The sequence below is a fragment of the Pontibacter liquoris genome (genome assembly GCF_022758235.1).
In the GTDB taxonomy this organism is placed as follows: Bacteria; Bacteroidota; Bacteroidia; order Cytophagales; family Hymenobacteraceae; genus Pontibacter; species Pontibacter liquoris.
In genome coordinates this window covers 222574-236561 of sequence record NZ_JALEBG010000001.1, presented here as the reverse complement: position 1 = coordinate 236561, position 13988 = coordinate 222574, and the positions used below count along the sequence as shown (strand labels likewise).

Genomic DNA, 13988 nt, shown 5'->3' with positions numbered 1-13988 from the left:
GCGCCCGCTCCATTTCCTGGAGCGGGCGCTTTTTGTTTATACGATCAGTAGAAAGACGCAGCAGTGAGCGGTATCGGCTCTAAAAACAGCCTGGTTCTGTTGCCAGCTACTGGCCGGGCATCCACCCTTTAGGCCTTCAGGAGGCTCAAAAGCAGAGAAAGCTGCAGCCACCTTAGGCACAGGAAGTTAATGGGCCGGAAGCTTTTATAGTTATTAATATATGACTATATTGTTGCAAACTAACATAATCTGCTTAATTATGAGAAACAGCTTTACATTAATCATTCTGCTGCTGCTGGTAGGCTGGGCGACATCTTCCTTTGCCCAGGGGACCAGTATCAGTGGCAGCGTCACAGGCGCAGAGGACGACATGGCGCTGCCCGGCGTAAGTGTGATTGTAAAAGGCACGAGCTTCGGCACCTCTACGGATGCCAACGGCAATTACCAGATCCGGGTAACGGATGCCAATGCCACGCTGGTATTCCGCTTTATCGGCTATCAGGCCCAGGAGGTGCCGGTGGCAAACCAATCGGTTATAAACGTGCGCCTGCAAACCGACACCAAACAACTGCGCGAGGTAGTGGTTACCGCCCTGGGCATAGAGCGCGATGAGCGGTCGTTGGGCTACGCCACGCAGGAGGTGAGCGGCGACAAACTGACGCTGACCAAAGAACAGAACGTGATCGGGTCGCTGGCTGGCAAAGTAGCCGGCGTGCAGGTAACCGGCTCGTCCGGGGCAAGTATGGGCGGCACGCAGAAAATCAAAATCCGGGGTGTAAACTCGCTCGCAACAAATGACCAGCCGCTGATCGTAGTGGATGGCACGCCTATTTCCAATGCCAACTTTGCCGGCTATGGCGGGGCCGACTATGGCAACCTGGCCCAGGACATCAACTCCGAAGACATTGAATCGGTGAACGTACTCAAAGGTCCTGCCGCATCGGCCCTTTACGGTATCCGGGGGCAGTATGGCGTAATCATGATCACGACCAAAAAAGGCTCTAAAGGACCTAAGAAGATCGAGGTATCGCTGAACTCTGCCTTCTCAGTTGAAAAGGTAGGTAACTTTATGCCCCTGCAGGATGTTTACGGCGGCGGCGGAAGCCAGACCTGGCGCACGCTACCCAACGGCGACAAGTACGTGGACATGAGCTACGACGAAAGCTGGGGCCCGAAGATGGACGGCACCCTGGTACGCCAGGTATACAGCTTTTACCCACAGGACGCGGAATACGGCAAGCTCACGCCCTTTTTACCGCATCCTGACAACATCAAGGATTTTTATGAGACAGGCTATAACCTGAACAACGGCGTGACAATTGCCGGCGGCAACGAAAACTCCACTTTCCGCCTGAGCTATAACAACACCAACATCGAAGGGGTGGAGCCCAACACCTGGCTCAAGCGCAATAACCTGGGCCTGAGCTCTTCACTGGAACTGACCAAAAAACTGACGGTTTCGGCCAACGTGAACTATGCCAATAACAGTGGCCAGCGTCCTTCGCAAGGGTATGATGGTGGCTCGCGCAACCTGGTGCAGTGGTTTGAGCGCAACGTGGATATGAAGCGCATGAAAAACTACCAGTACCCGGATGGCACCTTTTTGCACTGGAACCTGGGCCGGCCCAGCTCTACCACCGGCGAGATCACGGATTTCGGCGCGCTTTACTGGAACAACCCCTACTTTGAAGCCTACGAAAACTATGGCTCCGATAAGAGAGACCGCGTGTTTGGTGATGTGGGTGCCACCTGGCAGCTCCTGCCCGAGCTGAAACTGACCGGCCACGTGCGCTCCGATATGTTCACGCAGAATATAGAGACCAGAGAAGCCGTTGGCGGCCGGTATGTGCCCGGGTATAGTGTAGGCAAATACCAGAACAAGGAAATGAACTACGAGTTCCTGGGCCAGTACACGAAAGAATTCGGTGACTTCTCGTTGAATGCAAACCTGGGCGGCAACATCTATCACCTTAACAAATCATACCTCTACCAGGCAACGGCAGGCGGCCTTTCCACGCCACGCTTCTATAATATCGAGGCTTCTATCGACCGCCCTACCACTGCTTCTAACCTGCTACAGAAAGAGATCCGAAGTATGTTCGGCATGGCCTCGCTGGGGTATAAAGACACTTACTTTATCGATGCCTCTTTGCGAAACGACATTTCTTCCAGCTTGCCGGCGGCCAACAACTCCTACTGGTATCCTTCGGTATCGGGTAGCATGGTGTTTAGCGAGCTGCTTGCCTGGAACCCGCTTTCTTTCGGTAAGGTGCGCCTGAGCTACGCGCAGGCCGGCTCCGACCTGGAACCTTACCGCACAACGCCCTCCTACAACGTTGGCGGTATGTACGGCAACATCAACTCCTTATACATTCCGGATGCACTCAATAATCCGAACCTGAAGCCTTCGTTTGCACACTCCTACGAAGCAGGCTTCGACCTGAAATTCTTCCAGAACCGTTTAGGTGTTGATTTCACATACTATCAGCAAAAAAACAAGAACCAGATCATTAACCTGGATTTGTCGGGCACCAGCGGCTACAACTCTGCTTTTGTAAATGCCGGCCTGATCGAAAACCACGGTATTGAACTGACCCTGACAGGAACGCCCGTTGCCTCGGAACTCTTTACCTGGGATGCGACCTTCAACCTGAACAAAAATGAAAGTATGGTGAAGGAGCTTTACCCCGGAACGGAGGTATATAACCATGCTAGCAACCGCTATTCCTCGGTCGATTTGTTCCTGAACTCGTATGTGAACCAGCCGTTTGGCAGCCTGGTAGGCAAAGCGTACCAGCGCGACCCGGAAACCGGAACGATCCTGTTGAGCGCCAAGGGCCTGCCCCTGTACACAGATGCCAACCACAACTTTGGTAGCGTGCTTCCGGACCTGACCGGTGGTTTCCAGAACAACTTCCGCCTTTTTGGCAAGCTGAGCCTGGGCGTGATGATCGATTACCAGCTGGGCGGACAGTTCTTCAGCTGGTCGCGTATGCTGGCCGTTAAATCGGGGCAGGCCGCAGAAACAGCCGCTCTTAACGACAAAGGCAAGAATGTGCGCGACGCGGTAGCCGATGGCGGCGGGGTGAAGGTTTCGGGCATGTATGCCCCGGGCACCATCATCAACGGCGAGGATGTGTCGGGCCAGCTGGTTACCACGTATGTCGATGCCAAAGCGTATTTCCGAACCACCCTGGGCACCCATGTATACGAAGAGTGGCTCTACGATGCCTCCTACATCAAACTGCGGGAGCTGCGCCTGGGCTATACCTTAGCCAAGAGCAACCTGACATGGCTGCCTTTCAGCGCCGTGAACGTGGCCCTCATTGCCCGAAACCCCGCCATGCTGTGGCAAAAAGCCCCCAAAGGACTGGACCCATCCGAGCTCTCGACCGGCAGCGCGCCCATCAGCTGGCTCGAAACCGGTGGCCTGAATACGGTGCGCTCTTACGGGGTAAATCTTAATATCAATTTCTAATCAGCGCTAACATGAAAAAAGTATATCTATTTTTGCTCACATGCTTATTTCTGGCAAGCTGCGACAACTTTGATGACATGAACGTCAACCCGAACCTGCCCAGCCAGGCTTCGAACGCACAACTGATCGCCAATGCCACCCTCTACCTACCGGGCTTAAGCTCTGCCCCCCAGGGCGAGTTTTATGCCCAGTACCTGGCCGAAACGCAATATGTGAACGCCTCGCTTTATACGGATGTGAACTTCAACTTTTACAACCTGTATACCGGCCCGCTGATGAACCTGGAGGCTGTTCTCAAAAATCAGCAAAACAATGAGAATGGTGGCACCGTGGCCGTAAACCAGGTAGCTGTGGCCAAGATCCTGAAAGCGTATTTCTTCTGGCATATGACTGACCGCTGGGGTGATGTGCCTTACAGCGATGCATTTCAGGGGCTGAACAATTTTACCCCGGCCTACGACACCCAGGAATCCATTTACAACAACCTTTTCCAACTGCTCGACGAAGCAAATGCCACGATTGTACCGGGCACCAACATTCCGGATGATGTGGTGTATAACGGCGACATGACCAAATGGAAAAAGCTGGCCAACACCATCCACCTGCTGATGGCCCTGCGCCTGTCGGAAGTAGACGCCACCAAAGGGGCCGCTGAGTTCAACAAAGCCCTTACCAACGGCATTATGGCTTCTAACTCCGACAACCTGACGTTCCAACACCTGGCTACCGAGGCTAACCAGAACTTCTGGTATGACCAGATTGCCAACCAGGGACGCTTCTGGTGGGCCCTGAGCAAGACGCTGGTAAACGAGCTGAAGCCGGTGAACGATCCCCGCCTGCCTGTTTTCGGCAACGTAAACGGCGCCGGCGAGTATGTGGGCCTGGAGCTTGGCTTAACCGAGGGCCTCGACCAGCAGGACCCTTCTTTGCTGGGTGATGCTATCTGGAAGCAGGATGCGCCGGTATACCTGGTAACGTATGCAGAGGCCTTGTTTGCCAAAGCCGAAGCGGCCAAGCGCGGCTGGATTGGCGGCGGTGATGCCGAGGCAGCAGCCAACTATGCCCTGGCCGTGGAGCAGTCGATAGTACAGTGGACGGGCACCAACACCGGCGCTGCCGAGCTGCTGGCACAGCCGCAGGTAGCCTACGATCCGGCCAAAGCGATCGAGCAGATCGCGGAGCAGCGCTGGGTGCATTTGTTCATGCACGGCTACGAAGCATGGGCCGAATGGCGCAGAACAGGCTATCCGAACAACTTAACCGCACCCGGTGGCAAGCAGGTACCAACCCGCCAGGGCTACCCTATCCAGGAGCAGTTTAACAACACGGCCAGCTATCAGCAGGCTACCCAACGGCAATTTGGCGGCCAGGACGACCTTTACGGCCATGTATGGTGGGATGTAAATTAAGCTGACAGTACTCAAGTATAAATGTAAAAGCCCCTGCTAAAATAGCAGGGGCTTTTTTATTGCCTTGGACCTGACCTCGCAGTGTGCGCAGCTCCTGTGAGCGTCTGGTTAACCGGTGCAGACACTCGCAGGAGCTGCGCACACTGCGAGGTCTTAGAGAGGCCATGCGCCTAATCTGGTTGCCGGAAAGCTTATAGATTCCCCGGTTTAAACCTGCTCAGATCGGGTTTATACTTACGTTTTCTTCCCAGCTCATACTTGTACACAATGTCGCCTATCTCCTTAAAGAACGGGTAGCCGATCTCCTCATACTCATACTTGCCATCGTTGAGCACACCGTCGCTGTTCACGTAAATCACGGCCGAGAGCATGAATTCCACTTTGTTTTTCAGGTCTGCGATATAGGCGGCATCGGTCAGGAAGCCATACGACCAGCCCGGTTTGTTGTAGATGCGCATATACTCCGGCACTTTGCTTTTGCCGGCTTTATACATGAAGAACTTGGTATAGCTGTCGAAGAATTCGGTGGTGTCATACCTGGGGTACGCGCTTTCGAAAGGCAGCTTGGGCATGTGCTCGTAGAGGAAGGCATAATCCTGGGGCGTGAGGTTAAAGCGTTGCTGCGCCGGCACCGACTCCGGAAACAGCACCGACTGTAAGATTTGCCGCAGATCATCCAGGGGCAGGTTGTTGTGGGTCGTAAAATCCATCGGCTCGTTTATCAGCTTGTCGTCCCAATCCCAATGCGCCTTGCCAACCTGCACCTTTTTACTGAAATCAAATACCGCATTGCTGTGCGCCGCTGGCTGAGCGTACAGCAGTTTTCCGTCCTGCACAAAGCGGATGGGGTTGGTGTGGCGGTTCTCCTCTTCCGTCATCGGGGTAAAACGGCGGGTAATACGCACCTGTTTATAGCCTTTCTGCCACAGGCTTTCATTCAGCTGCTGCTGCCCGACAAACTCATACAGGCGGTTGTAGGCATCGTTGTCGCTCACCAGGAACACTTTGTTAATGTAATGCGCCACAGAGGGCAGGCCGTTTTCGGAAGTAGAATCTGCTAGCACGGTGGTCTGGCTGCTGTAGGCGCTGTCGGTGAGCATGGACGTATACTTATCTATGCCGGTTGCCTTCAGGCTATTTAGCTTCTCCAACGCAGCCAGGGCCGCCGGCAGTTTTACCGTGGAAGCCGGGTTGAAATATCGGTTGCGGTCTACGTTATAGTAGTAATGTTTGAAATGCGGCCGGTTGTGTTTGTCGCGGTCGATGCTGGTATAGATAATCTGGTACTGAAACGTGTCGGGCTTGTTGAGCACGTTTTGCAGCAGCGGGGAAGCCTGCGCACGCAGCAGCTTTTCGAGCCAGGCGCTGTCTTTTTGCTGCGCGGAGGCGGCGGAAATAGCTGCTCCAAGTAGAAAGATGATCAGGGACAGGGAGGAGGGTTTCATGCGGTTTTGTCGGGTCAAATTGTTTTTATAGGTATAGGGCTGATTATACTTCAGCTACAAGACTCTTTGGAGGCTTTTCGCCTCGCCGGCGTGGCCTTCCTTTTCTCCTTGATGAGAAAAGTAAGCAAAAGAATCAAGACAATTCGAAACTCGCTGAACGCTCAAACATCGAATTGTCAAATGGTGCACTTGGCGCACGGGTTTGCTTCGTAGATTCTCAGTATAAACTTACTTAACCTGGCCATTCCCGTTTTGTCATCCTGGAAGGATCTTGGTGGAAGGGAGATGAAGCTTATACTATACTACGTAAAGCTTCCATTCTCTTACAGCCCAAAGTCCCCCTTTGAAGGGGGTAGGGGATGTTTTCTTTATCCTAAACTAACCTGCTTATACTTAGGCTAAAGTATACTTGCGTTCTCCCCAGCAATAACTATAACCAACCTGTCATTTCGACGCGAGGAGAAATCTGCTACAGAATCATGAAGGAATATAAACAGATCTCTCCTTGCGTCGATATGACAGTGTGGAGCGAGTTACTCTTGTCGCAACTGCATAGAACCTACACCGCTTATACTTCACCTGCAGCAATAGCAGACTCCCCTCCTTAGTCAAAGAGGGGTTAGGTGGTGATTGGACCCGGTCCTGCAACGCCTATACTTCAAAAAAGAACCTTCAGCCAAAGCTCGTAAAGGGAAGACTAGCGTTAACATCCCACTCCCCCTCCTTCATCCTACCGGTAATCCATTTTAAACTTACTCAGGTCGGGCAGGTATTTCTTTTTGCGTTTGAGTTCGTGCTGGTAAACGGCCTGGCCCAGGTGCTCCATAAACGGGAAGCCAACTTCCTCATACTCGGCCGTATCGTCGTTAAAAACCTGATCCTCATTTACAAGGATTACCGCCGTGAGCATAAACTCTACCTTGTTATCAAAATCCACCACATAGGCATTGTCGATCATAAAGCCGTAGGCATCGCCTATCTTGTTAAAGATGCGGATGTTGGACGGAAGCGGCTCTTTGCTGTTGCCAAAAAGCAGGAACTTGCCATAGCTGTCGGGGTACTCCTTCGGGTCATACTTGGGGTAGTCACTTTCGGAGGGCAGCATCGACATGTATTTGTAAAGGAAAGTATAATCGTCGGGCGTGAGGTTAAAGCGCTGCTGCGCCGGCACCGACTCGGGAAACAGCACCGTTTTAAGGATATCCTGCAGCACCTGCACCGAAACATAGTTCTTGGCAGAAAAATCCATCGGCCCTTGCACCAGGCTGTCGCCCTGGTAGTGCGCCTTGCCCAGTCTGGCGTCTTTCAGCTTATTTTCAAAAGGCGTGGGGTTGTTTACCAACGGCTGCTGGTACACAATTTTATCACCGTCAAAAAACGTGATCGGGTTAGTATGGCGGTTCTCGTCGGGCGTTCTGAAAATATTTAAGCGATGCACGATCTTCACGTCCTGAAAGCCTTTGGTATGCAGGGCTTCGTTCAGCGGCCGCTGCCCGATAAACTCATACAAACGGTTGTAGGCATCGTTGTCGCTCACCAGAAAAATCTTTTTGATGTAATGCGCTACAGAGGGCAGCTGGTTTTCGGAGGTGCTATCAACTTTTACAGCGCTCTGCCGTGAGTAAGCGCTGTCGATCTGCAGCGGCGTATCCTTGGTAAAGCCGGGAATGTTGAGTTTGTTCAGCTTCTCCAGCGCCACCAAGGCAGCCGGCAGCTTTACCGTACTGGCCGGATAGAAATATTCTTCCGGGTTCAGGCGATAGGAATAGGACGTAAAGTGGGGCTGGTTCTGCGCGTCGCGGTCTATTTGCGTGTACAGGATCTGCACCCGGTAGTTGTCCGGATGCCGGAGTATGTTTTTGAACTGTGCCGGGTGGGCTTTCAGTATCTTCTTCACCAGCCGTTTATCCCGGTGTTTCTGGGCGGCGGCGGGGCCTGCCACAAAAGCCGTGAGCAGGAGCAGAAAAAGCAGGGCGCCGGCAGGCAGGGACCGCCTGCTGCGGAGAGTCCGGGTGGTTAGGCACATGGTGCTTTGGGGTTGTTTCTGCCTTTAAGATACAGTCCTTTCCACCAATTTCCAACCCCGGCGCCGGGCGTGGGTGCGGCTGTGCAAAAGAAGGCACCGGAACTTGGGATTTAATGAAGGTTTTTGCTACCTTTTACAGCGCAAGCGCATATTCCGGCTTCAGGGTAATTCCTTTTTTCTTTTCCTGAAGGCTGGCGCACCGTTTACAGCAAATCACCCAAAACTAGTATAACAGCAGAAACCGCATGAAAGCAGCAACCATCCTCCCCGCCCTGGCGACTCTCCTGATCAGCAGCGCGAGCCTGCAGGCGCAGGATTACAAAAAGCTGCACCAGGAAGCGATCGTGATCGATACGCACAACGATATCCTGATCTCCACCATGGAGGGCCTGGACATCGGCAAAGACCTGACAGGCAAAACGCACTCGGACCTGGCGCGCTTTAAAAAAGGAGGCGTGGATGTGCAGGTGTTTTCGGTGTGGAGCGAGGGAAGCCTGGGTAAAGGAAAGGAACTGAAGTATGCCCTTGCCCAGATCGACTCGCTGAATGCCATTATTCGGCGCAACCCGGAAAAGATACAGCTCGTCCGTACGCCGCAGCAACTGCAGCAGGTCGTAAAGCAACAAAAGCTGGCCGCCATGATCGGCGTGGAAGGCGGCCACATGATAGAAGACAACCTCGATTACCTGGATACCCTCTACGCCCGCGGCACCCGCTACATGACCCTGACCTGGAATAACTCCACCTCCTGGGCCAGCTCGGCGAAAGACGAGGCCGAAGGCACCGTGCCAAATCCGAAGAAAGGGCTGAATGCCTTTGGCAAAAAGGTGGTGCAGCGCATGAACAAACTCGGCATGATGGTGGACCTGAGCCATGTAGGCGAGCAAACCTTCTGGGATGCCATGGCCACCACTACCAAGCCGGTGCTGGTATCGCATAGCTGCGTGCATGGTATAAACCCGCATTTCCGGAACCTGACGGATGCTCAGATAAAGGCTGTCGGCAAAAACGGCGGCGTGATCGACCTGAACTTCTTTTCGGGCTTTCTGGACCCCAACTTCGAGGCGCGCCTGCAGCAATTCAAAACCAAACACAAAGTCGAACTCGATTCACTGGAGCAGCTTCACTGGTCAGGAGACAACCGCATGAGCTGGGCCGCCAAAAAGTACCCGCAGGAAGCTGCCGCCCTGCGCCCGCCCCTCTCGCTGCTACTCGACCACCTCGATCATATTGTGCAGCTGGTAGGCGTAGACCACGTGGGCCTGGGCTCTGATTTTGACGGCATCACCTCCACCCCGCAACAGCTCGACGATGTGACCAGCTTCCCGCTGATCACCAAAGAGCTGCTGGCTAGAGGGTACAGCCCCAAAGACATTAAAAAGATCCTGGGCGGTAACTTCCTGCGGGTATTCCGGGCCAATACTGCCTCCTGATATAACTTATTAAGTATACTGCTTTCATTTCACCTGAATTTCAGCAACTGATTATATTTCTACACACCCTTTTATTTATGACTAACCTCCTCACGGCCAACACCGCGCCTGTAACCACCTTGTCTAGTCCGCGCATTTCCCAGCGCTACCTGTCCCTGGACGTACTCCGGGGCCTGACCATCGCGCTGATGGTTGTAGTAAATACGCCCGGAAGCTGGGCCAACATCTATGCTCCCTTCGCGCATGCGGCCTGGCACGGCTTCACCCCTACCGACCTTGTTTTCCCTACGTTCCTGTTTGTGGTGGGCAATGCCATGAGTTTCAGCATGCGCAAGTTCGAAACGCTCGGAAACGAAGCTTTCTTAAAAAAGGTCTTTAAACGAACCTTCCTGATCTTTATGATCGGCGTTTTCCTGCAACTCTTCCCGTTTGTGGTGCATACCCCGGAGGGCGGCTACGCCTGGAAGAACTTTGCGGAAATGCGCATTTTCGGGGTGCTGCAACGCATCGCCATCTGCTATTGCATCGCCTCGTTGGTGGTGTATTACCTGCGGTTTAGGGGCGCTGTTATTTTCAGCGTGGTCGTGCTGCTGGGCTACTGGGCCGCGATGTATTTCTTTGGCGATGCGGCCGACCCTTACAGCCTGGAAGGCAACGCCGCCCTAAAATTTGACTTGCTGTTCCTGGCACCGCAGAACCTGTACCACGGCTTTGGCATTCCCTTCGACCCGGAAGGCATGTTCAGCACTTTCCCGGCGGTCGTGAACGTGATCGGCGGTTACTTTGCCGGCGTGTTCATCCAGAAACAGGGCAATACCAAAAGTACGGTAACAAAACTGCTGCTGGCCGGGGTAGCGCTGCTGTGCGCAGGCCTGCTATGGGACACGCAGTTCCCCATCAACAAGCCGCTCTGGACAAGCTCCTACGTGCTTTACTCGGTGGGCTGGGACCTGCTGCTGATCGCTACGCTGATGCTGCTGATCGAAGTGGCCGGCTATAAAAAATGGACATACTTTTTCGAGGTCTTTGGCCGCAACCCACTCTTTATCTTTGCCATGTCGGCGCTGGTTATTAAAACCCTTTCATTTATAAGAGTGGGCGAAATTAGCCTCAATAGCTGGATCTACCAGCACGGTTTCCTGACGTGGAGCGAAGGCAAAAATGCGTCGCTGCTGTTTGCCCTGGCCTACATGCTCACGATGTGGCTAATCGGCTACATCATGGATAAAAAGAAGATCTACGTCAAAGTATAACCGCAGCCTACCGGCAGCCCGGGCGCTACTAACAGGCAGTGGATGCATTTCTGCTAGCAATGCGCCCGGGTTGTCTTTTTTCCCTTATATTTGAAAGTATACTTAGTTAAAGCAGCATGCTGAAAGAAGAACGGCAATCTTTTATTATCAAGCAGATCAATTTGCATAACAAAGTGCTCTCCTCCGACCTGAGCACCCAATTGAATGTGTCGGAAGATACCATCCGCCGCGACCTGCACGAGCTGGCTGAAAGCGGCAAGATCCTGAAGGTGCACGGCGGCGCTTTGTCCAAGTCGTTTCACTACCCCTTTCAGCAGAGCGAAGTATACGCCAAGGATTCAAAGAAAGAGATTGCCCGCAAGGTGCTGCAGCTCATCCAGGACGATATGATGGTGCTGGTGGGCGGCGGTACCACCATGATCGAGGTGGCCCGCATGATCCCGGAAAACCTTAAGTGCACGTTCTTTACAGTGAGCCCGCTGGTGGCGCTGGAACTGGCCGAACATCCCAACATCAGCGTGATACTGGTAGGTGGCCAGTTGTCCCGAAGCTCTCACATCAACATTGGCGCGCAGGTGATCAACCAGCTTTCCGAGATACGGGTGGATCTCTGCATCCTGGGTACCAATGCCCTGTCGCTGGCCGACGGCATGACGGACTCGGACTGGGAAGTGGTGCAGGTGAAAAAGGCCATGCTGAAAGCGGCCCGCAAAACCGTGATCATGAGCATTGCCGAAAAGCTGGAATCGATCCAGAACATGAAAGTATGCAACCTGAGCGCCATCCATTACCTCATCACCGACCTGAAGCCCAGCCACCCGACGCTGGCCTCTTATGCCCGGGCCGTGACCGTGCTCTAGCCGCCTATACGTATTACGAAGCACGTATCAAGTATCACGTAGCACCCATATAAAGTATAAACAAACAGGAGCCGCTCCCATCGGGGCGGCTCCTGTTTGTTTATACTTGCTTGCTTTTGCGCGGTGGCTTAAAACTGCCAGCGCACAAAGGCTTCCATGGCCTCGTACTCTGCCAGGCCCAGTTGGTCGTAGGCGCGGGCTGTTTCGCGGGTGCGGTCTTCGGCCCTTACCCAGAACTCGCGGGCGTCATCTCCCGGAAACACTGGCCTGTCCTTCTGCGACTGGTGTTTGAAAATGGCGTAGCGCTTGCGTTCCACCTCCTGCGGCGAGAGCGGCACGGCCATCTCGATCTCGTAAGTTTCGAACTCGTGCCAGGCACCGCGGTACATCCACAGCCAGCACTCCTGCGCCCAGCTTTCGGTTTTACGCAGCTGCTGCAGGGCTTCTATTACAATATCGAAGCATACTTTGTGCGTGCCATGCGGGTCGTCAAAATCGCCGGCAGCAAAGATCTGGTTGGGCTGCACCTGCTGCAGCAGGTCCATGGTCTGCTGGATATCGTCCTGGCTGATGGCTCTTTTCTGGGTTTTGGCCCGCTCATAAAAAGGCAGCGCCATAAAGTGAATGTGCTCGTCGGGCAGGCCGGCAAAGCGGGCCCCGGCAATGGCTTCGCCTTTCCGGATGAGGCCTTTTACCACCTGCATGCTTTCGATGTCGGTTTGGTTAGGCTGCTTTTCTTCCGAAAAGCGGCGCATGTTCTGGTAAAGTGTTTGCAGGGCGCCTGCGTCCTGCCCCTGCGAATTGCTGAAGTCGATGGCAAACTCTACAAAGCGCAGTGCGTCATCGTCCCACACAGCGGTGTTGCCCGAAGTTTGATAGGCTACATGCACCTGGTGGCCCTGGTCTACCAACCGGATAAACGTGCCGCCCATCGAGATCACATCGTCATCGGGGTGGGGCGAGAAGATGATCACCCGCTTGCTGGCCGGCTCGGCACGCTCGGGGCGCTGCTTGTCATCGGCACCCGGCTTGCCGCCTGGCCAGCCGGTGATGGTACGCTGCACCTGGTTAAAGATATCAATGTTGATGTTGTAAACAGGCCCTTTTTCAGTGGCCAGCTGCGCCATGCCGTGGTTGTTGTAGTCTTCTTCGGTGAGCTTCAGAATTGGTTTCTGCAGCGTTTTGGCCAGCCAGATCACCGCTTTTTTGATCATTCTGTCATCCCACACGCAGTCCTTCACCAGCCAGGGCGTGTTAAAGCGCGTCAGCTCGGAGGCGGCATCCTGATCCACAATGAACTCTACCTTATCGGAAAGCTGCAGATAAGTAGCCGGCACATCCGAGGAGATCTCCCCTTCCACCGCTTTCTTGATGATGGGCGCTTTTTTGGTATTCCAGGCCATCAGAATGATCTCGCGGGCCTTGAAGATGGTACCGATGCCCATGGTGATGGCTTTGGTAGGCACGTTCTCTTTGCCCCCGAAGTCACGCGAGGCATCGCGCCGGGTCAGATCATCCAGTGTTACCAGGCGCGTACCTGAATTGGGTGCAGAGCCCGGTTCGTTAAAGCCGATGTGGCCCGTACGGCCGATGCCCAGGATCTGCAGATCCAGGCCGCCGTAAGCGCTGATCTTCTGCTCGTAGGCCAGGCAGAAATCGGCGATCTCTTCCAGGGGCAGCGTGCCATCCGGAATGTGCACATTGGCCATGTTGATGTCCACGTGGTTAAAGAGATGTTCGCGCATAAAGCACACGTAGCTCTGCTCCGAGGTGGGCTGCATGGGGTAATATTCGTCCAGGTTAAAGGTCACCACGTTTTTAAAGCTGAGCCCTTCCTCGCGGTGCAGGCGCACCAGCTCGGCATACACCCCGATGGGCGTTACGCCGGTGGCCAGCCCGAGCACAGCCTGCTCCTGGCGGCGCTGCTTGGCGTGGATCAGGTCGGCAATGCGGCGGGCAACGGTTTTGGATGCGATGTGCTGGTCGGGGTATACCGCGACCGAAAGCTTCTCGTAACGGGTTTCCTCAAGTAAGTTTAATCGTGACATGTCAGGCGTTTAAGAAGGTTCTGCGTTGTTTGGGTT

8 protein-coding genes are annotated in these 13988 nt (G+C 54.0%); 5 read left to right on the top strand and 3 right to left on the bottom strand.

What is annotated here, in order from left to right:
- Nucleotides 1-259: 259 nt before the first annotated feature.
- Together LWL52_RS00915 and LWL52_RS00910 are read left to right on the top strand one after the other, a co-directional pair.
- A complete protein-coding gene (locus LWL52_RS00915; RefSeq protein ID WP_242916247.1) occupies nt 260-3478 on the top strand; it encodes a SusC/RagA family TonB-linked outer membrane protein in 3219 nt (1072 codons plus the stop codon).
- A gap of 11 nt (nt 3479-3489) precedes the next feature.
- A complete protein-coding gene (locus LWL52_RS00910) occupies nt 3490-4887 on the top strand; it encodes a SusD/RagB family nutrient-binding outer membrane lipoprotein (RefSeq protein WP_242916246.1) in 1398 nt (465 codons plus the stop codon).
- A gap of 191 nt (nt 4888-5078) precedes the next feature.
- Here LWL52_RS00910 and LWL52_RS00905 read toward each other — a convergent pair whose 3' ends face one another.
- Complete coding sequence (locus LWL52_RS00905) at nt 5079-6332, bottom strand: serine hydrolase (RefSeq protein ID WP_242916245.1); 1254 nt, start codon at nt 6330-6332, stop codon at nt 5079-5081.
- A gap of 730 nt (nt 6333-7062) precedes the next feature.
- Complete coding sequence (locus LWL52_RS00900; protein WP_242916244.1) at nt 7063-8358, bottom strand: serine hydrolase; 1296 nt, start codon at nt 8356-8358, stop codon at nt 7063-7065.
- A 245-nt stretch (nt 8359-8603) separates the two neighbouring features.
- On the opposite strand from LWL52_RS00900, the gene LWL52_RS00895 reads away from it, so the two are divergent.
- The 3 genes from LWL52_RS00895 to LWL52_RS00885 all read left to right on the top strand — a co-directional run bounded on the left by LWL52_RS00895 (nt 8604) and on the right by LWL52_RS00885 (nt 11904).
- Nucleotides 8604-9791, top strand: a complete 1188-nt coding sequence (locus tag LWL52_RS00895; protein WP_242916243.1) for a dipeptidase — start codon at nt 8604-8606, stop codon at nt 9789-9791.
- Nucleotides 9792-9868: 77 nt separating this feature from the next.
- A complete protein-coding gene (locus tag LWL52_RS00890; protein ID WP_242916242.1) occupies nt 9869-11044 on the top strand; it encodes an acyltransferase family protein in 1176 nt (391 codons plus the stop codon).
- Between the two features lie 116 nt (nt 11045-11160).
- On the top strand, nt 11161-11904 hold the full coding sequence (locus tag LWL52_RS00885) for a DeoR/GlpR family DNA-binding transcription regulator (RefSeq protein WP_242916241.1): 744 nt from the start codon (nt 11161-11163) through the stop codon (nt 11902-11904).
- A 128-nt stretch (nt 11905-12032) separates the two neighbouring features.
- Here the strand turns inward: LWL52_RS00885 and nagB are convergent, their stop codons facing one another.
- Entirely contained in the window at nt 12033-13952 is a 1920-nt protein-coding gene (gene nagB / locus LWL52_RS00880; RefSeq protein ID WP_242916240.1) for a glucosamine-6-phosphate deaminase, read from the bottom strand.
- Nucleotides 13953-13988: the final 36 nt, after the last annotated feature.

Excerpts from the sequence above, each read along its gene's own strand:
- LWL52_RS00900 (WP_242916244.1), bottom strand. The coding sequence starts at position 8,358 with ATGTGCCTAACCACCCGGACTCTCCGCAGCAGGCGGTCCCTGCCTGCC.
- LWL52_RS00890 (WP_242916242.1), top strand. The coding sequence starts at position 9,869 with ATGACTAACCTCCTCACGGCCAACACCGCGCCTGTAACCACCTTGTCT.
- LWL52_RS00915 (WP_242916247.1), top strand. The coding sequence starts at position 260 with ATGAGAAACAGCTTTACATTAATCATTCTGCTGCTGCTGGTAGGCTGG.
- LWL52_RS00905 (WP_242916245.1), bottom strand. The coding sequence starts at position 6,332 with ATGAAACCCTCCTCCCTGTCCCTGATCATCTTTCTACTTGGAGCAGCT.
- LWL52_RS00885 (WP_242916241.1), top strand. The coding sequence starts at position 11,161 with ATGCTGAAAGAAGAACGGCAATCTTTTATTATCAAGCAGATCAATTTG.
- LWL52_RS00895 (WP_242916243.1), top strand. The coding sequence starts at position 8,604 with ATGAAAGCAGCAACCATCCTCCCCGCCCTGGCGACTCTCCTGATCAGC.
- nagB (WP_242916240.1), bottom strand. The coding sequence starts at position 13,952 with ATGTCACGATTAAACTTACTTGAGGAAACCCGTTACGAGAAGCTTTCG.
- LWL52_RS00910 (WP_242916246.1), top strand. The coding sequence starts at position 3,490 with ATGAAAAAAGTATATCTATTTTTGCTCACATGCTTATTTCTGGCAAGC.